At 67.5% G+C, this 18882-nt stretch carries 17 protein-coding genes; 4 read left to right on the forward strand and 13 right to left on the reverse strand.

Annotated elements, in window-relative coordinates:
- Positions 1–64 precede the first annotated feature (64 nt).
- The 4 genes from AC5P60_RS09055 to glnA form a co-directional block, all read right to left on the reverse strand.
- Positions 65–1789 carry a ShlB/FhaC/HecB family hemolysin secretion/activation protein gene (locus AC5P60_RS09055; RefSeq protein ID WP_033834606.1) on the reverse strand — a complete coding sequence of 575 codons (1725 nt, stop codon included), beginning with the start codon at positions 1787–1789 and terminating at the stop codon, positions 65–67.
- Between the two features lie 304 nt (positions 1790–2093).
- Positions 2094–3524 carry an ammonium transporter gene (amt, locus tag AC5P60_RS09060; RefSeq protein WP_483693581.1) on the reverse strand — a complete coding sequence of 477 codons (1431 nt, stop codon included), beginning with the start codon at positions 3522–3524 and terminating at the stop codon, positions 2094–2096.
- Between the two features lie 21 nt (positions 3525–3545).
- Positions 3546–3884, reverse strand: a complete 339-nt coding sequence (locus AC5P60_RS09065; RefSeq protein ID WP_004134334.1) for a P-II family nitrogen regulator — start codon at positions 3882–3884, stop codon at positions 3546–3548.
- Positions 3885–4207: 323 nt separating this feature from the next.
- Positions 4208–5617: a type I glutamate--ammonia ligase gene (gene glnA, locus AC5P60_RS09070; RefSeq protein ID WP_005407550.1), complete on the reverse strand. Its 1410-nt coding sequence runs from the start codon at positions 5615–5617 to the stop codon at positions 4208–4210.
- A gap of 223 nt (positions 5618–5840) precedes the next feature.
- Between glnA and AC5P60_RS09075 the strand changes: the two genes are divergently transcribed.
- The 3 genes from AC5P60_RS09075 (at position 5841) to AC5P60_RS09085 (ending at position 8146) form a co-directional block, all read left to right on the forward strand.
- Positions 5841–6635, forward strand: coding sequence for an undecaprenyl-diphosphate phosphatase (locus AC5P60_RS09075; protein ID WP_024956253.1), 795 nt, complete (start codon positions 5841–5843; stop codon positions 6633–6635).
- A gap of 73 nt (positions 6636–6708) precedes the next feature.
- The gene (locus tag AC5P60_RS09080) at positions 6709–7536 is read left to right on the forward strand and encodes an META domain-containing protein (RefSeq protein ID WP_483693580.1); all 828 of its coding nucleotides are present in this window, start codon (positions 6709–6711) and stop codon (positions 7534–7536) included.
- Between the two features lie 142 nt (positions 7537–7678).
- Positions 7679–8146: an META domain-containing protein gene (locus tag AC5P60_RS09085; protein WP_414497746.1), complete on the forward strand. Its 468-nt coding sequence runs from the start codon at positions 7679–7681 to the stop codon at positions 8144–8146.
- Between the two features lie 84 nt (positions 8147–8230).
- Here AC5P60_RS09085 and AC5P60_RS09090 read toward each other — a convergent pair whose 3' ends face one another.
- The 9 genes from AC5P60_RS09090 to AC5P60_RS09130 all read right to left on the reverse strand — a co-directional run bounded on the left by AC5P60_RS09090 (position 8231) and on the right by AC5P60_RS09130 (position 17200).
- Positions 8231–8842 carry a YbhB/YbcL family Raf kinase inhibitor-like protein gene (locus AC5P60_RS09090; RefSeq protein ID WP_005407546.1) on the reverse strand — a complete coding sequence of 204 codons (612 nt, stop codon included), beginning with the start codon at positions 8840–8842 and terminating at the stop codon, positions 8231–8233.
- A gap of 10 nt (positions 8843–8852) precedes the next feature.
- Complete coding sequence (locus tag AC5P60_RS09095; protein ID WP_049402862.1) at positions 8853–10922, reverse strand: tetratricopeptide repeat protein; 2070 nt, start codon at positions 10920–10922, stop codon at positions 8853–8855.
- A gap of 56 nt (positions 10923–10978) precedes the next feature.
- A complete protein-coding gene (locus tag AC5P60_RS09100) occupies positions 10979–11968 on the reverse strand; it encodes a YheT family hydrolase (RefSeq protein ID WP_032965474.1) in 990 nt (329 codons plus the stop codon).
- A gap of 52 nt (positions 11969–12020) precedes the next feature.
- A complete protein-coding gene (locus AC5P60_RS09105) occupies positions 12021–12812 on the reverse strand; it encodes a lysophospholipid acyltransferase family protein (protein ID WP_024956258.1) in 792 nt (263 codons plus the stop codon).
- A gap of 120 nt (positions 12813–12932) precedes the next feature.
- On the reverse strand, positions 12933–13367 hold the full coding sequence (locus AC5P60_RS09110; protein WP_005407542.1) for a hotdog fold thioesterase: 435 nt from the start codon (positions 13365–13367) through the stop codon (positions 12933–12935).
- Between the two features lie 10 nt (positions 13368–13377).
- A complete protein-coding gene (locus AC5P60_RS09115; protein ID WP_005407541.1) occupies positions 13378–15426 on the reverse strand; it encodes a phospholipase D family protein in 2049 nt (682 codons plus the stop codon).
- The gene (locus AC5P60_RS09120; RefSeq protein ID WP_005407540.1) at positions 15423–16040 is read right to left on the reverse strand and encodes a YceI family protein; all 618 of its coding nucleotides are present in this window, start codon (positions 16038–16040) and stop codon (positions 15423–15425) included. The genes AC5P60_RS09115 and AC5P60_RS09120 overlap by 4 nt, the downstream gene beginning before the upstream one ends.
- 4 nt (positions 16041–16044) lie before the next feature.
- A complete protein-coding gene (locus tag AC5P60_RS09125; protein ID WP_005407539.1) occupies positions 16045–16521 on the reverse strand; it encodes a SixA phosphatase family protein in 477 nt (158 codons plus the stop codon).
- Positions 16522–16570: 49 nt separating this feature from the next.
- Entirely contained in the window at positions 16571–17200 is a 630-nt protein-coding gene (locus tag AC5P60_RS09130) for a nucleotide-binding protein (protein WP_005407538.1), read from the reverse strand.
- A 122-nt stretch (positions 17201–17322) separates the two neighbouring features.
- On the opposite strand from AC5P60_RS09130, the gene AC5P60_RS09135 reads away from it, so the two are divergent.
- Positions 17323–18807, forward strand: a complete 1485-nt coding sequence (locus AC5P60_RS09135; RefSeq protein WP_033834601.1) for an AAA family ATPase — start codon at positions 17323–17325, stop codon at positions 18805–18807.
- The last annotated feature ends 75 nt before the right edge of the window (positions 18808–18882 follow it).

Genomic DNA, 18882 nt, shown 5'->3' on the forward strand with positions numbered 1-18882 from the left:
GGCTGCGCGGTACCGCATCGTGTTGGCCGCGCAGGGGACTGCGCAGGCCGGTCATGTGCAGGCGTCAGAACGAGACGCCCAGGTTCATTCCGAAGGTGGTGTAGGCGGTCTGGAAGCCACGCGGCTTGGAAAGCGGGCTGCCGACGAACGCATCCCAGTTGATGTGGCGGGTGCCACCGCGAAGCCCGAGGGCCGTACCGGTGAGCCGGTCGCCCAGCAATCGGGCCGTGGACGGGCCGGCGACACGCCCGTGATCAACGGCGACGTAGGCCTCCACACCGCCGCCTAGGGGCACGCCCACTTCATTGCGCAGCAACCAGCCACGCTCACCGGTCAGCGACATTTCGCCATCAAAGCCACGCACGGTGTAGCGGCCACCAATGGAGAACCGGTCCTGCGGCACCAATGGCGAGCGGTTCCACTGCGCACGCCAGCTGCCGATGTAGCGCAGGCTCTGCTTGCCCCACTGCAGCGGCAGGACCAGCTGCGCGTCCGCGGTATAGATGCGGCCATGCGCCGTGCCTTCGCCGAACGCCTCTTCCGGCGCACGCAACGCGTTGAAGGCACCGGTACCCTTGCGGTAAGCCAGGTTCACATCCAGTGTCGCCTTGCCGATGAAGTGACGGTGGCCCAGGCCCAGCTCCCAGCCAGCCATGCGCCGGCGCTGCACTTCAATCTCGGTATCGTTGATGAAGTTGTCCGATTCGCGGTACCAGCCACGCGCGTACATGCTGGTCTTGGCATGCGCGTTGCGGAACAGCATGCGGGTCAGCCGCAGTTCCGCATTGCGGCTGGAGCCGCTGTAGACGTAGTTCTCGAACGCACCGGCAACGGTCTGCTCATAGTCGTACTTGCTGGCGTTGGCACCCAGCAGCCAACCGCCCAGCGGTACGCTGTAGTGCGCCGCCCAGCTGTCGGTGCCACGTTCGCTGCCGTTGAACACCGATCTGCCCACGTTGACGTAGAACAGATCGCTCAGGCCCGCAGGGTTGTCCACCGACACCGTGGCACCGGCCTGCATCTTGCCCGTGCTCTGGCTGCCGGCATCGTCCAGGGTCAGGTTGACGCGTACCGGACGCGCCTGCTTCCAGCTGATCACCAGGTCGCTTTCGCCGGGTTTGGCGGCCGCGCCATCGGCCGGTGGCGCGATCTGTATGTCCACTGAGGCGGTCGGCACGCGCTGCAGGTTCTCCAGCGCCTGCTCGATGTCACGCAGGTTCAGCACCTCGCCACGCTTCACCGGCATCGCATTCCAGAGGGCGGGGGTACGGCCTTCTCCGTCAGCGAAGCGGATGGCGTTGACGCGCCCTGGCACGACCGTGAGCGTCAGCACGCCGGCCTTCAGGTCCTGCGGTGCGGCAAGGATGCGGGTGGTGACGTAGCCGCGCTCGATGATCGCGTTCTGCACGCGCTTCATCACGATGTCCACGCCCGCCGTACCCAGGCAGCGCCCGGTGGCGGGGTTGCTGCGGGGATCGGCTGCCGCCAGCGCCCAGCGGAAGCGGTCGGCAAGCTCGCCCTGCAGCGCGATGGTGGTGATGGTGAAACAGGGCGACTCATCAACCGGCAGGCGGCCGAGGTCTTCGGTGGCTGGCTGCAGGCGCACATCCGGTGTGGATTCCTGCTGTTCACGCAGCACGCGCTCGCGCTCCTGCTGCCGGAGCAGTTCCTGCTCCGGTGACACCGTCTGTGCCCATGCCGGCGCCTGGAGGCCAGTGATGGCCAATGCCACGCCCACGGACAACCGCCACTGCAACACCCGGCTGCGTACTTTACGTCCCTGTTCCACGATGCTTTTCCCTGCTGATGACTGCCAGACCGACGAAGATGCGGTTGGAAGAGGCAGCACTGTAAGGGAATCGTGTGGCAGGAAAAAGCACCAGCGAACCACGCTGGCGCAAGCCTTCAAGGCAAAGTGTGATGTCTGACGGAGGGCATTCCGCCAGCGGGCAGAGTCCTGGATCTACACTGGAACCAGCAGAGCTCCGTCATTGCGTCCACTGATGCCGGTGGCACAAGGAAAACCTGTACCTGACGCCCGCCACTGCGTGCAGCGCAGCAGTGGCGGGACGCCCTTGAAACCGTGAAACCGGTCAGGCCTCGTAGGCCGATTCACCATGCGAGGTCACATCCAGGCCGGTGCGTTCGGCCTCCTCGGTCACGCGCAGGCCGACCACGACCTTGACCACCAGCAAGATGACCGCGGTCACCACCGCCGACCACACTACGGTGAGGCCGACGCTGACCACCTGCACCCAGACCTGATGGGCGATATCCAGATCCGCCTTGGTACCACCCAGCGACTGTGCACTGAACACGCCGGTGAGAATCGCGCCGACGATGCCGCCGACACCATGCACACCGAACACGTCCGCCGTGTCGTCCACCTTCAGCAGGCGCTTGAGGCCGGTCACCCCCCAGACGCAGACCACGCCGGCGACAAAGCCGATGATGATCGCGCCGAGCGGGCCGACGGTGCCGCAGGCCGGGGTGATGCCGACCAGGCCGGCCACCGCACCCGAGGCAGCGCCCAGTGCCGACGGCTTGCCCTTGCTGATTGCCTCCACCAGCGTCCAGCCCAGCACCGCTGCGGCAGTAGCCAGCACGGTATTGAGGAAGGCCAGCGAGGCCACGGTATCGGCCGCTGCCGCCGAGCCTGCGTTGAAGCCGAACCAGCCCACCCACAGCAGCATCGCGCCGATGTAGGTGAACGGCACGTTGTGCGGCTTCAGCGCGGTCTGGCCGTAGCCCAGGCGCTTGCCGACGAACCACGCGGCGACCAGGCCGGCGACGCCCGCGTTGATGTGGACCACGGTACCGCCGGCGAAGTCGATGGCACCCAGCTCACCCAGGTAGCCGCCACCCCAGACGATATGTGCCATCGGGATGTAGCTGAGGGTGAACCACAGCGCCGAGAACATCAGCACCGCGCGGAACTTGATGCGCTCGGCGAAGGCACCGACGATCAGCGCGGTGGTGATGCCGGCAAAGGTCGACTGGAACGCGACGAACAGATAGTCCGGCAGGCCCTTGATCGGTGTGTTGCCGACCGACTCGGGGGTGAAGCCCTTGAGGAAGGCGAACTCGGTGAACGACCCGAAGAAGGGATTGCCCGCGCTGAACACCGCGCTGTAGCCGTAGGCCACCCACAGCAGCAGCACCAGCGAGAACACCACCAGGATCTGGCTGAGTACCGACAGCACGTTCTTCGAACGCACCAGGCCACCGTAGAACAGGGCCAGGCCCGGCACGACCATCAGCAGCACCAGCAGGGTGGAGGTGAGCATCCAGGCCACGTCGCCATGATCATAGGCGGCGGCCACTTCGGCCACGGCCGGCGCAGCGGCTGCAGCTGCAGGGTCCTGCAGCGGTTCAACGGCCACGCTTTCGCTCGGCAGCGGCGACACCTGCGCCTGGGCGTGGGCATTGCCCGGCCAAGCACCCGCAGCCAGCGCATTCAGCAGCATCAACAGCCACACGACATGGAACCGGGCTTGCCACCCGGTGAGAAGGCGCATCTTCATGGGGGAGTCTCCGGAAAGGGGTTACAGCGCGTCGGCACCGATTTCGCCGGTGCGGATGCGGATGACCTGTTCAACGGCGGTGACGAAGATCTTGCCGTCACCGATCTTGCCGGTGCCTGCCGACGATTGGATCGCTTCGATCACCGCATCGGCACGCTCGTCGGTGACTACGGTTTCGATCTTGATCTTGGGCAGGAAATCGACGACGTACTCGGCGCCGCGATACAGCTCGGTGTGGCCCTTCTGGCGGCCGAAGCCTTTCACTTCGGTCACGGTAATGCCCGACACGCCTGCGTCGGACAAGGCCTCGCGGACCTCGTCGAGCTTGAACGGCCGGATGATGGCGGAGATCAGTTTCATGCGCATGTCCCGATGGTGGATGGGGCCAGCGCGCCAGCGCGCGTTGGCATCAGGCAACCACGGGTCATCAGGATGATGACCGTGGCTGTTGCACCGGACACGTACAGGGCCGGGACGGCCGTGCCTCTCTCCTTGCACGACCGACGCGGGAGGGAGGGCGGCCTTGGTCGCGTATCCGGTCTCTCTCTTGCCCCTGGATCAGGGGTCAGAGCCCATTCGTAAACGAACGGGATCCGACCCCGACCTGACCGCGGCTCCCCAGCCGCGAAAACGGAAGCGATGGCGGCGGGTGGGAGGGGGAAACCCACCGCCATCGCATCCGGTCAGCTGGCGTAGTACAGCTGGTATTCCAGCGGGTGGGTGGCCGCGCGGAACTTGGTCACTTCCTGCATCTTCAGCGCGATGTAGCCGTCGATGAAGTCATCGCTCATCACGCCACCGGCCTTCAGGAACTCGCGGTCCTTGTCCAGCGCTTCCAGCGCCTGGTCCAGCGAGGAGCAGACCTGCGGGATCAGCTTCTCTTCTTCCGGCGGCAGGTCGTACAGGTCCTTGTCGCTCGGTGCGCCCGGGTCGATCTGGTTCTTGATGCCGTCCAGGCCAGCCATCATCAGCGCGGTGAAGGTGAGGTAGCCGGACTGGATCGGGTCCGGGAAGCGCATTTCGATACGGCGCGCCTTCGGGTTGGACACCCACGGAATGCGGCACGATGCAGAACGGTTGCGGGCCGAATAGGCCAGCATCACCGGCGCTTCGAAGCCCGGCACCAGGCGCTTGTAGCTGTTGGTGCCCGAGTTGGCGAAGGCATTGATGGCCTTGGCGTGCTTGAAGATGCCGCCGATGTACCACAGCGCCAGCTGGCTCAGGCCGCCGTAGCCGTCACCGGAGAACAGGTTGGTGCCGCCCTTGGACAGCGACTGGTGCACGTGCATGCCGCTGCCGTTGTCGCCGACGATCGGCTTGGGCATGAAGGTGACGGTCTTGCCGTTGCGGTGCGCGACGTTCTTGATCACGTACTTCATGCGCAGCAGTTCGTCGGCCTTCTGCACCAGGGTGCTGAATTTGGTGCCGATCTCGCACTGGCCGGCGGTGGCCACTTCGTGGTGCTGCACTTCCACTTCGATGCCGACCTGTTCCAGGGTCTTGCACATCTCGGCGCGCAGGTCGTGCAGGGTGTCGGTCGGCGGAACGGGGAAATAGCCACCCTTCACGCCTGGACGGTAACCGCTGTTGGCGCCGTCGTACTTGGCGCCGCTGTTCCAGGCAGCTTCTTCGGAATCGACCTTGAAGAAAGTGTTGCCCATTTCATTGGCGAAACGGACCGAGTCGAAGATGAAGAATTCCGGCTCCGGGCCGAAGAACGCGGTTTCGGCAATGCCGGAGGACTTCAGGTAGGCCTCGGCGCGCTTGGCGATGCCGCGCGGGCAACGGCCATACGGCTGCATGGTGGCCGGGTCGAGGATGTCGCAGCTGATCACGATGGTCGGATCGGCGTAGAACGGGTCGACGTAGGCGCTGGCGGTATCCGGCAGCAGCACCATGTCCGACTCGTTGATGCCCTTCCAGCCGGCGATCGAGCTGCCATCGAACATCTTGCCTTCTTCGAACAGCGACGGTTCGACGATGCTGACCGGGAAGGTCACGTGCTGCTCGACACCACGCATGTCGACAAAGCGCAGATCGACGAATTCGATCTGGTTGTCCTTGATCAGCTTCTCAACGTTTTCCACGGACATCGGTACGACCTCGGATGGGGATGAATGCCTGCTGAGGTAGAGCAACGACCGTGCCAACTTTTCAGATGCCGCAAGTCATTGATTTCATGAGGGCCGCCCCGTGCGGGTGCAGAACGCGGCGCACCAAACGAGTGCACCGACCACCAGACGCACCCGTTTGGTGCAGCGCGGATCGTCTATCCTCTCGCCCTTCCTCCTTCCGCCGCGCGTGCACGCACCGTCCATGTCCGACCTGCTCTCCGCCCTGCTGCTGGGCATCCTCGAAGGCTTGACCGAGTTCCTGCCGATCTCCAGCACCGGCCACCTGCTCATCGCCCAGCACTGGCTGGGTGCCCGTTCGGACTTCTTCAACATCGTCATCCAAGCCGGCGCCATCGTGGCCGTGGTACTGGTGTTCCGCCAGCGCCTGCTGCAGCTGGCCACCGGCTTCAACCAGCGCGGGAACCGCGAGTACGTGTTCAAGCTGGGCGCGGCGTTCCTAGTCACCGCGGTGGTCGGCCTGGTGGTACGCAAGGCCGGCTGGTCGCTGCCGGAAACGGTCAGCCCGGTGGCCTGGGCGCTGATCATCGGTGGCGTCTGGATGCTGCTGGTGGAGGCCTACACTGCGCGCCTGCCCGACCGCGACCAGGTGACCTGGACGGTGGCGATCGGTGTCGGCCTGGCGCAGGTCGTGGCCGGCGTGTTCCCCGGCACCTCGCGCTCGGCCTCGGCCATCTTCCTGGCCATGCTGCTGGGCCTGAGCCGCCGCGCGGCCGCCGCCGAGTTCGTGTTCCTGGTCGGCATTCCCACCATGTTCGCCGCCAGCGCCTACACCTTCCTGGAAATGGCCAAGGCTGGGCAGCTGGGCAGCGAGAACTGGACCGACGTGGGCGTGGCCTTCCTTGCCGCGGCCGTCACCGGCTTCGTCGTAGTGAAGTGGCTGATGGGCTACATCAAGTCGCACAGGTTCACCGCCTTCGCCATCTACCGCATCGCGCTGGGCGCGGCGCTGCTGCTGTGGCTGCCGTCCGGCAGCTGAACAGCACCGGGGCACGGCAACCCCGTTGCCGGCCCTACCCCGTTTCCCCCACGGTTCCCCAAGGAGAATCACCATGAACCGCAAGCTCACCCTGCTCCTCCCGCTGGCCCTGATGGCCGCCTGCAGCCAGACCCCGGCACCGGCCGGCACAGGCGGCGACGACGTGGCCCCGGCCGCGGCCAAGGCAGCAGACCAGCAGACGCTGGCGCACCTGGATGCGCAGCGCCTGCAGAGCCAGCACTGGCTGCTGCAGCAGGCCACCGGCGCCGACGGCAAGCGCATCGACGTGCTGTTCGCCCGCGAAGACAAGCCGGTCACCCTGGACTTCGCTGATGGCCGCCTGTCGGTCAGCAACGCCTGCAACCACATGGGTGGCGGCTACACCCTGGCCGACGGCAAGCTGACGGTCAGTGCGATGGCCTCGACCATGATGGCCTGCACCGACAAGGCGCTGATGGCGCTGGACGAGGCCGTGTCGAGCCGCCTGCAGGGCGAGCTGAAGGCCGAGCAGGATGCCGATGGCAAGCTGACCCTGACCACCGCCAAGGGCGACGTGCTGGTGTTCAACCCGGAACCGACCGCTGAAACCCGCTACGGCGGCGCCGGCGAAACCGTGTTCCTGGAAGTGGCTGCGAAGACCGAGAAGTGCTCGCACCCGCTGATCCCGGACTACCAGTGCCTGCAGGTGCGCGAAGTGAAGTTCGACGACAAGGGCCTGAAGCAGGGCGAGCCGGGCAAGTTCGAGAACTTCTACGGCAACATCGAGGGTTACACCCACGAAGACGGCGTGCGCAACGTGGTGCGCGTGAAGCGCTACGAGGTGAAGAACCCGCCGGCCGATGCGCCGTCGCAGGCGTACGTGCTGGACATGGTGGTCGAGTCGGCCATCGAGAAGAAATAAAACGATGGAAGGGCGGCCGCGAGGCCGCCCTTCTTCATGGTCGGTAGGGCCGGCCGCTGGCCGGCTGCCCTGCGCGGCACTGCCAACACACGGATGCTGCCGGCCAGCGGCCGGCACTACCCGGATGCATCGGGAGATCGGCATGAAGCACGTCCCCGTCCTCATCATTGCTGCGCTGCTCCTCATGTCCGCGAATGTGGCCGCTGCCAGCACGCCCAGCACCGATCAGCTTGAAGCACACCTGTGGCAACTGGTGCGTGCCACCAACGCGCAAGGAAAGCGCATCGACGCGTTGTTCGTCCGCGGTCGCGCGCCCTACACACTGCGCTTCCAGTCCGGTTTCATGAGCGAGTTGAACCTGTGCAACCACGTCAGCAACGAGTACCGGCTGCAGGGCAACCTGCTGATCCTGCGCAACGGCGTGCAGACCACAGCGCTATGCGTCGATCAGAGACTGCCCACGCAGCAGAAGCTCGCCGGAAAGCTGATGCACGGCGAAGGCTCGGCACCGACGCTTGCGCTTGACGACCGCGGCGCGCTGGTGCTGCGCAACGCGAGGGGCGACACCGCAATGTTCGAACCGGCGGCGCTGCAAGCGGATGGAAGGTAAAGCCGGCCGCTGGCCGGCATCTTCCTGTGTTGCCGCCGTTGCCTGCAGCAGCCGGCCCGCGGCCGGCTCTACCCTGTGTGCTGCTCAGCCCAGCGCCGGGTTCAACGTGTAGGTGCCGTGCAGTGCGGCTTCGGCCAGCACGTGGCCGTGCATGGCGCGGTACGCGTCGGCGGCGGTGAAGCGCTGCGGCAGGTCCAGCGACGCCACGTCCAGCGCGAATACCCGGAAGAAATAGCGGTGCATGCGCTCGTCGTTGAACGGCGGATACGGGCCGTCATAGCCCAGGTAATCACCGGCCATGTCCGGGTTGCCCGCGAACCAGCCGGTGAAGTCGTTCAGGCCCTGGCGGCTGCCGGCCGGGCCGGCGGGTGCGGGCTTGCCCTTCACCACGAAGCCGTCGCTGCAGCTGCCGGCGGCGATCTCCTGCACCGTGGCCGGGATATCGGCCATCACCCAGTGCACGAAATCGCAGCGCGGCTGGTCGCGCGGCACGCTCATGTCGCTGCGGCCAACCGTCTCCGGCACGGTCGGTACGTCCGGGTCCACGCATACCAGCAGGAACGAACGGGTGCCGGCCGGCGCCCCGCTCCAGGCCAGGTGCGGGTTGCGGTCCGGGGCGAAACCATTGGCGTCGCCCGCGGCGAACTCACGATCGATCGGTGCGCCGTTGGTCAGGCTGTGGCTGGTCAACTGCATCGGACTCTCCTCACTCTTCCGGGTAACCCAGGCGCACCGCAACCGGGGTGAGCTGGGCGAAGGCGGCGCTCATCACGTCGCGGTAGTTGCGCCAGTGGCCGGCCGGCAGGCGCGGGGCTCCCAGCTGTGCCGCCGGCGGCATCGGCCGCTCGAACAGGCGGCCCAGCAGTTCGGCCATCGCCTGCGGATCGTTGCCGATCTGGTCGATGCGCAGCAGCACGTGCGGGTACAGGTCGTCCTCATGCAGCGTGGCGATCTGGGTCAGCGCGCGGGTCAGCCATTCACTGGCTTCGGCCAGCGACGTCATCGCCAGCGGCGCGGCGGCACCGTAGGCCACCCAGTCCAGCAGCATGTCGCGCGGGTCGCGCAGCACCAGCACCAGGCGGCCCTGCGGCAGCTGCGGGCGCAGCGCCCACAGCAGGGCGTTGTCCCACCACAGCAGCCAGTCGATCACGGTGTCGCTCTGCAGGCCACGTGCCGGCAGCTGTTCACGCCAGCGCTGCACCAGCCGCTCCGGCGTCAGCACGCCTGAGGCCAGGTCCTGCAATGTGTTGTAGTTCTGGAACGCATCATCGGGCGGCGTGTTGGTGTAGCGGTCGCTGCGCAGCACCGGGCTGGCAGCAGCCAGGCCGGTCGCCACCCGCTCAACGCCCGAACCCGGCGGGCCCCAGAGGAAGATCGGCGCGGAGCTGGCATCGCCGTCGATGCTGCCCTTGTCCGGCCAGCTCGGCGGGGACTTGGCCTGTGGCGGCAGTGGCAAGCGCCGCGGCGCCTGGTCAGCCTGCAGCGACAGCCAGGTGCGCAGGGCGTCCTGCGGCTGCCCGGCGCGGTCCTGGATCTCGCCCATCCACGTCCGCAGGTCGGCGCGATGCTCTTCCGGCGCCAGCTCGATCAGCGCCTGCACGCGGGCCACGGCGGCGGCGGGATCGCGCTGCAGCAGGCCTTCGACCAGCCGGGTCTCGCCGCTGACGCGGCCCGGTTCCAGGCTGACGATGCGTTCGGCGATCGCTTCGGCCTGAGCATGTTCGCCGGCCATGTCATGCAGGCGCAGGCGCGCCTCCAGGGCCGGCAGATGCGCGGGCATCGCCGCCATCCAGCGCTCGACCACGGTCACGGCGCTTTCGCTGCCCACCTGCTCGATGGCCAGCCGTGCCAGCCACACATCGTGCAGCTGGTCATTGGTATCCAGTACCGCATCCAGGCGTGCACGCGCTTCATCCTCGCGCCCCAGGCGCTGCCATGACATCAGCAGCAGCTGCAGCACCTGGCGGTCTTCCGGCTGCGTCTCCAGCAGCGGCAGCAGGTAGTCCAGGGCCTGCAGCGGCTGGCCATTGCGCAGCGACAGTTCACCCGCCAGGCGTCGCATCGACGGTACGTCCATCTCCGGCTGCTGCAGGGCCACCTGCATCGCTTCGGCGGCGGCCGGTACGTTGCCCTGGCGCAGTGCCAGCTGCACCACCAGCCCATGCAGCGAGGACAGTGACGGATTGAGTTCCAGCACGCGGCGGAACGACTGCTCTGCAAACGCCAGCATGTCCTTGCCCAGGTAGGCAAAGCCCAGCGCGTACAGCACGCGGGTATCGTCCGGCAGTGCCTTGCTGGCAGCCGACAGCAGCGCCAGTGCACGGTCGGCGTCACCGCGGCGCAGTGCAACCATGCCGTCGATGGTCAGCAGTTCCGGATGGTCCGGCTCCACGCGCGCGGCCAGGGTGGAGATGCGCTGCGCTTCGTCGAAGTCATTGCGGCCGATCGCCAGGTGCGCCTGCATCAGATAGGCGGAGAACGAGTTCGGATCGAGGCCGGTGGTGCGCACCAGTGCTTCGTCGGCACCCTCGAACTGGCGCAGTGCCAGCAGCAGGCCGGCATGCTGCAGGTGCAGCTGGGCGTCGTCCGGGGCCAGCCGCAGCGCCTGCTGCAGGGCCTCCATCGCCTCCTCGGCGTTGCCCTGCTGCTGCAGCGCAAGCGCCAGCCAGCGGTGGGCGTTGGCCTGGCCGGGTTCGTCACGGGTCCACGCCTGGGCCAGCTGCACGGCCTGGTCGGCCTGGTTCTGGCGCAACGCTTGGATGATCTGGTCTTGCATGGCAGTCCGGTTCAAGTGCAAAGCCGCATTGTAGCGGGCTGCGCGCTGTCGCCGGTTCAGGCCTGCAGGACCCGCTGCAGGCGCTGGGCGACCCAGCGCTCGGAGAAGCCGTCGCCGCGCCAGTTTTCGATGAACCCGCAGTGGCCGCCCCAGCAGGCGGTTTCCAGGCGCGCCTGGCCCGGCAGCTGCCAGTTGCTGAAGGTCGCGTACGGAATCACCGGGTCATCCTGCGCCATCAGGATGTCGGCCGGTACCTGCAGGGTCGACAGGCGGTCGCCGGCGATCGAGTAGCCGTCGAAATAGGCCTGCAGCGAACCGAAGCTGGTGTGGCGCTCGACCAGCCAGGCGGTCAGCGCGCGGATGTCCAGCTTCAGCACGCGGTCGTCGCAGTCGCTCAGCTCGGGGAACAGATCGCGCTTGCGGCGCAGCGAGCCGGCCCACTTGCGGCGGAAGTACCAGTCGTACATCGCCGGGCCGTTCTCGATGCTCTCCATCGTCAGCGCCGGGTCCAGCACCGGGCACACCGAGGCGACGCGCAGCAGCGGCACGCCGGCAGCCGGTGCGCGCAGGGCCAGGCGCAGCACGAAGTTGCCACCCAGCGAATAACCGGCGGCCACCAGCGGCAGCTGCGGCCAGCGCTGGGCGATATCGCCCGCGGCGTGCACCACTTCATCGATGAGATTGGAGTGGAAGATGCCGGGGTTCAGGTGATGGGTGTTGCCGTGGTCGCGGAAGTTCAGCCGCACCACGTCGAAGCCCTGCTCGATCATGCGCGCGGCGGCCATGCGCATGTAGCTGGATTCGGCACTGCCTTCCCAGCCATGCAGCAGCAGCGCGATGCCCTTGGGCTCGCGGCCTTCGACATGGCTGTGCCAGCCCTGCAGGCGCACGCCATCACCACCATCGAGGATCAGCTCTTCGCTGACCGCACCGGTAGCCGCCAGCAGCAGCAGGCCGCGCTGCAGGCGCATGCGGCTGGAGCTGAGCATCGACTGCAGGTGCGGATTGCGCAGCCAGCGCGGCGGCTGATAGTCAGCCGCATGCAGCGTCGGCGTACCGGCGTCCAGGACAGGTGGCGGGATCAGGGCCACCGTAGCCTCACCCGGCGCTCATGGCCGCCACGATGCGCGCGCGCGAGGTTTCCGCGATGCGCCGACGGCCTTCCAGGTCCTGTGCACCGATCGGCGCCAGGAAGTGCACTTCGGCACGTCGCGCCGGCTCGCCGAGCAGGCGCAGGAAATTGGCAAAGAAGCTCTCGTTCGGGCCGAACGCGACGATGGTCTGCGCGTCGCCCTTCGCCCCGTACACCAGGGCCACCGGCTGCACCGGCACGCCGGTCTCGACCGCGGCCTGGAAGATGCGGGCGTGGAACGGGCCCACTTCGTGACCGCCGCGGGTCCGCCCTTCCGGGAACACGCCCACGGCCTTGCCCTCGCGCAGGCGGTCGGCCATCACCTGCATCACGCCACCGAGCGATTCGGTGTTGCCACGCTGGTGGAAGATGGTCTGGCCGCGCGCGGCCAGCCAACCCACCAGCGGCCAGCTGGCGATCTCGCGCTTGGCGACGAAGCCCATCATGCGCTGGCTGTGCAGGATGCAGATATCGACCCAGCTGACATGGTTGGCCACGAACAGCACGGCACCGGGCAGCGGCGCGCCGACCTGCACCAGGCGGAAGCCGAAGATCCACATCAGCCCGCCCTGCCACCAGTTGACCACCTTGGCGCCGAAGGTCGCCTCGCCCACGCGCAGTTCGCCCCACGGCGGAAGCATGCCGATCAGGATGAGCGGCAGGAACACGATGATGTGGACCAACAGCAGCGGTACGCGGTACAGGTAACGGCACACACGCGCCACGCCGCCACGGGGGGCCGGAGTGGGGGAAGTCATCCGCGCACGATACCGGAGGGCCGTCATCGCTGCCAGCCGATTTAGGCCATAACCGCCATCGACCGGGGCAATCGGCGGGGAACGCTGGGTTCCGCTGCCGTCAACGAGCCCCAGGGGGGCTCAGCCGTGACCGGCAGCCACCACCGCCAGGGTCAGCCGCGAGATGCATACCAGGCGGCCCTGCTCGTCCTCGATGCGGATCTCCCACAGCTGGGTGCTGCGGCCGACGTGCAGCGCGCGGGCGGTGCCGGTGACCGTGCCCGAGCGCACGGCACGCACGTGGTTGGCATTGATCTCCAGGCCCACGCAGACCTGCTTGCCGGTATCCACGCACAGGTTGCCGGCGCTGCTGCCCAGGGTCTCGGCCAGCACCACCGAGGCACCGCCGTGCAGGATGCCGTAGGGCTGGCGGGTGCGCTCATCCACCGGCATGGTGGCCTGCAGCCAGTCCTCGCCGGCGGCACTGAAGACGATGCCCAGGGATTCAATCGCCGTGTTGCGGCTGAGCGCGTTGAGCTGCTCGATGGAAACGGCTTCGCGGAACACCTGGGCCATGCGGGTACCTTCAGAGGATGGGAACGAGACCGGCGCCGAATGCGGTCAGCATGCGCACCAGCAGCCACTTCGGGCCGACGTTGACTTCGGGGAAGTCGCCGACGGCGACGTAGCAGCGATGGAAATCAGGATCCTGCCGCGGCAGCGGCTGCGGGCACTCCGGGCCGGGCTTGAACTCGTAGTCGGTGGCGTAGCGCCAGGGCCAGAAATCAAGGATGGGCAGCGCTTCGGAGGCCTTGCCGACGCTGTAATTCAGCCCCGACAGCACCGGTGGCTTCGCCCGTGGCGCCACCGTCCAGGAGTTCTGTGGGTGGGTGTCACGCAGGATGCTCTGCGCCAGTTCCTCGGCAAAAACCGGGTCGTCGATGATCACCGCGCCTTCGGTGTTGTAGTTCTCGCTGCGCGGATCGAAGTTGTGGGTGCCGACCACGCCGATGCGGCGGTCGACCACCAGCGACTTGGCGTGCAGGCCCATGCGCGCGCCCTTGCGGGTGACCGGCAACGGCTTGTTGACCGCCTTGCTGCCCAGGAACGACGGCCGCGTCTCGGTGCGCAGCAGGCGCGTTTCCACCTCGCTGCCGGCGGCGCGACGGCGTGCGCGTGCGTTGTCGTAGGCACCATCGCTGTGGCGATTCAACGGGCCCTGCCTGCTGCCGGCATCCGAACCACTGCTGCTGCCACCGCGTGCGTTGCTGCCGGCAGCACTGCCACCGATCAGCGGATTGCGACCGCCTTCGTCTTCCCCCCCGGGCGCAGCGATCGGGTCGGGCAGCAGGTTGCGGTAGTCAACCGGCGCGTCCAGCGGGAACGGCTTGTATTCGAAGATGTTGAAGCCCAGTTCGCGCATGTTGCGCCGCTTGTACTTGTACGACAACGCATACACGATCGGGTTGTCAGTCGCCGCCAGGCTGTTGCTGGACACCACCACGCGCGGTGGCTGCGGGCGCTTGCGCAGTTCACGGAACAGCTTCTGCGCCGGCTTGGAGAGCACCAGGTACGGCGTCTGCAGGATCACTTCCTTCTGCGCACTGGCGATCAGCGCATCCAGCTGGGGCTCGGTCACATGCTGGCCGGCCAGCGGTGCATCGGCCTTCTCGCGGCGATGCTTGCGTGGCAGGTCGGCCACGTAGCGCACCGAAGCCACCGGTAGCGCGGTATCCACGAAGGAACGGGTGACGAACTCGGTGTCGTTGGCTTCGGCACTGACCCGCTGTACCCGTTCCGGGCGGCGGAAGCTGGCCGGCGGCAGCGTTGGCACGCCCTCGCGCAGCAACGTGCGGCCCACGTCGTTGAGGCGCTCGGCCGGCACGCTGCGGTGTGCGCGCCAGAACGCGTCGAAGTTGGCCGCCATCGCACGTGCTTCCGGGCCGGCGATCAGTACATCGCGGTCGCGGAAGTTGTACTCGCGGTCCCAATCGTAATAGTCGTCCTGGTAGTTGCGGCCACCGACCACGCCGATCGCATCGTCGATCACCAGCAGCTTGTTGTGCATGCGCTGGTTGAACCGGCGGAAGCAGCACAGGACGCTGCCGGCATAGTCGAAGTAGTTCAGCCGGGCCTTGCCGAAGGTCGGGTTGTAGACCCGCAGCTGGAAGTTCTGGTGGGCGCCGGACAGGGCGCCGAGGATCTGCAGGTCGGAGATCGCCGAGAGCTGGTCGATCAGCAGCCGCACCTTCACCCCGCGCCGCGATGCGGCCAGCAGTTCGTCGATGACCAGACGGGCGCTGTCGTCCTTGTCGAAGATGTAGGTCTGCAGGTCGATGCTGCGGGTGGCGCTGCGCAGCAGGTTCAGGCGTGCGACCAGGGCGCCCTCGCCCTCATCGAGCAGGGTGGCGTAGTGGCGCGGTCGTTCCGGGGTGGATTCGGTGAACGCCCGGCCGGCCAGCGCCCGCAGCGGCGAATCCTGTGCACAGCGGTCTGCACGCTGGCAGTCGACCACGGTCGAACGTGCCTGCACGGCGATTGCCTCGGCGCGGTCGCGCTCGGCATTCGACAGCGATGCACAACCGCTGCCCAGCAACACAGTTGCCAGCGCTAGTACACGCAGCAGGAGGTTCACGGTTTCGGCGCCTCGCTCAGGCGCGCACGCAATACGAAAGTCACTCGGTCACTCAAGGCAAGCTGCCAGCTGTCCATGCCATACCGGCCTCGCTGCACGGTACCGCGGCTGACGACGTCGCAATCATAGCCGGGTCGGGCGCACTCCGCCTTCTCGACCTTCAGTGTCTCGGGGTGGCTGATCCCGCGCAGGGTCAGCCGGCCGTTGATGTCGCCACCGCTCTCCACGGTTTCCGGCCAGTACGGCAGCGAGTCGAACTCGACCACCGGATGGCGGCCGGCATCGAAGAACTCCTCGCCGCGCATCCATCCGGTATAGCGCGCCTTGCCGGGGATCTCGACCGAGCGCGTGAACATCTTCAGATGCACCTGGTGGCGGCCGTCGGAGAGGATCTCGATGCGCCCTTCGAAGTGCGGGAACAGGCCTTCGATACGCTGCCCGAAACGGGTGCGCACCTCGAAGCCGATCTGCGAACGCTGGGTATCCAGGCGCATTACCCGGTGCGCTTCGGCGACCACCGGTGGCAGGGTGGTCGGCGTGGGCACGGCCGCCCAGGCCGGGCCAAGTGCCAGCAGCGCGGGCAGCAGATAGCGGCTGCGCCGCGCCAGGCTCATCTGATCACGGCCACCAGAATGCGTTCAGGCTGGCCACGCCTGGCTCGATCGAGGCCTCGCGCGGGAAGCCGAGCACGGCGATGCCGGCCGGCGGCATGCCGCGGTAGTCGCTGCTGGTGCCCTCGGTCATCAACGCCACCAGCCGCTCCAGGCCCGGGTTGTGGCCGACGATCAGCACCCGGTCGAGATCACGGCGGTCGTCCACCAATGCCGCCAGGGTGCCGGGGGTGGCTTCGTAGATGCGGTCTTCCAGGCGCTTTTCCACGTAACCGATGGTGCCGAGCACGGCTTCCAGGGTTTCGCGGGTACGCCGCGCCGGTGAGCACAGCACGCAGTCCGGCAGCAGGTTGTTCTCCTTCAGCCACTTGCCGGCGGCTTCGGCTTCGGCGAGCCCCACCGGCGACAACGGCCGGTCGAGGTCGGCCTGGCCGGGGGTAGCCGGTTCGGCATGGGCATGGCGCAGCAGGATCAGTTCACGCATCGCGGGTTTCCATGAAGAAGAGGATGCAGCAGAAAGAGTGACGCAGGCATCAAAGCTTGAGCCAGGACAGCAGTGGCTCCCAGTCGGCCTGATGCTCCCGCACCTGGGCCGAGCGGTAGTCGAACAGGCTGCGGCCGAGGCCGGTCATGACCACGTAGCTCTGGCTGTCACGCAGCTGCGCGACCACCGGGTACGGCCATTCGGCCAGCATCTGCAACGCCTGCTGCGAGGTCTGGGTCCAGGGCTTGGTGCGGTTGAGGACCAGCCCCACCGGCAGCTTGCGGCTGTGCACCCGCGGGTTCTGGGCCAGGCTGTTGAGGAAGCCGACGATGGCTTCGATGTCGAGCGCCGAGGGCAGCACCGGCACCACCACCGCGTCGGCAGCGTCAAGGAAATGGGGGATATCGTCGGCCAACGCGCCCGCGGGTGCGTCGATGATGACGGTTTCGGTGCCATCGGGCAGCTTCTGCGCCCACTGCTTCTTCCGATACACATCAATGGGGAGCACCGCGCTTTCCAGCCCGGCCCGCCGTTGCGCCCAGCGGGTGCTGGAGCCCTGAGGGTCGGCGTCGGCGATCACCGTGGCCCTGCCCTGCAATGCCGCGTACGCGGCCAGGTGGGTGGCGACGGTGGTCTTGCCCACCCCGCCCTTGGAACCGGCCACCAGGATCGTCTTCATGCCAGCCTCGCTTCCGGGTACGTGCCCCGAGCGTACACCGGCGGTGGTGACGGGAGGTAGCACCGCGCTGAACCTGCGGCCATCCCTTTGCTATCGTGGCGCCCCCGAAGGATCGAACCGGCATGAGCGAGCTGCAGGACCTGAGCGCACTGATCCGCGCCAACACCCCCCTGATCGTGATCGAGACCCAGGACGAGGGTCGCATCGTCGACCTGTTCCGGCAGACGCTGATGCACGTCTGGCGGGCGCTGCACCGGTGGTCGATCACCGAGGGCCTGCGCCGCATCGACCTGGACAGCGAAGATCCGCCAGCTGGGCCACCCGACGCCAGCGCGGCCCTGCAGATGATCCGCCAGGCCGGGCAGCGCGGGGTCTACCTGCTGCTCGATTTCCACCCCTACCTGGGCTATGCCAGCCACCAGCGCGCCCTGCGCGACCTGATCCAGCGCCGTCACAGCGAACCGCACGTGCTGGTGCTGATCGGCGCCAAGGTCGAACTGCCGGCCGAGCTGGAAGCGCTGGCGGTCCGCTTCAACCCGCGCCTGCCCGATGCCAACGCCCTGCTGAAGATGCTGCGCGAGGAGGCCGATGCCTACGCCCGCGAACACGGCGGCCGCCGCGTCGAAGTCGACAGCGAGGCGGTGAAGAAGATCCTGAAGAACCTGCAGGGCCTGAGCCTGGTCGATGCCCGGCGCATCGCCCGGCAGCTGATCTACGCCGACGGCGCGCTGCGCGACGACGACCTGCCGCAGCTGGCACGGCTGAAGTTCGAGCTGCTCAACCGCAGCGGCCACCTGTTCTTCGAGCATGACAGCGCGCGGTTCGGCGACGTGGCCGGCGCCAACCGGCTCAAGCGCTGGATCAACCAGCGGCGTGTGGCGTTCATCGCTGGCTCCGCACCGGCCGGGCTGGACCCACCGCGCGGCATGCTGCTGCTGGGCGTGCAGGGTTGCGGCAAGTCGATGCTGGCCAAGGCCACCGCCGCCGGTTTCGGCGTACCGCTGCTGCGCCTGGACGTGGGCGCGCTGTACAACAAGTACCACGGCGAGACCGAGGCCAACCTGCGCCAGGCCTTGGCCTCGGCCGAGCAGCTGGCGCCCTGCGTGCTGTGGATGGATGAAATCGAGAAGGGCCTGGCCAGCGGTGGCGAGGACGGTGGCGTGTCACGCCGCGTGCTGGGCTACCTGCTGACCTGGATGGCCGAGCGCAAGGCACCGGTGTTCATCGTGGCCACCGCCAACCAGGTGCACGAGCTGCCCGCCGAGCTGCTGCGCAAGGGCCGCTTCGACGAGATCTTCTTCGTTGACCTGCCTTCGCCGGAGGTGCGCGTGGAACTGCTGCGGCTGCATCTGGGTCGGCGCCAGCTCAATGCCGACGACTTCGCGCTGCCAGCGCTGGCGGCCGCGGCGAATGGTTTCTCAGGTGCGGAGATCGAGCAGGCGATCGTGGCCGGGCTGTATGCGGCGCACGCCGAAGGCCGGCCACTGGATACCGAGCTGCTGATGAACGAGATCCGTGCGACGCGGCCGCTGTCGGTACTGATGGCCGAGCAGGTCGAGGCGCTGCGGGCGTGGGCATCGGGGCGGACGGTTTCCGCGGACGATTGAGGGGTTTCCAGCGAACGGCGCAGCCCCTCGTGGCGGCTGGTTGGCTGTGAACATCAAAAGCCACGCTTGGCCGGG

This window comes from Stenotrophomonas sp. YJH_SMC_120 (assembly GCF_059368675.1).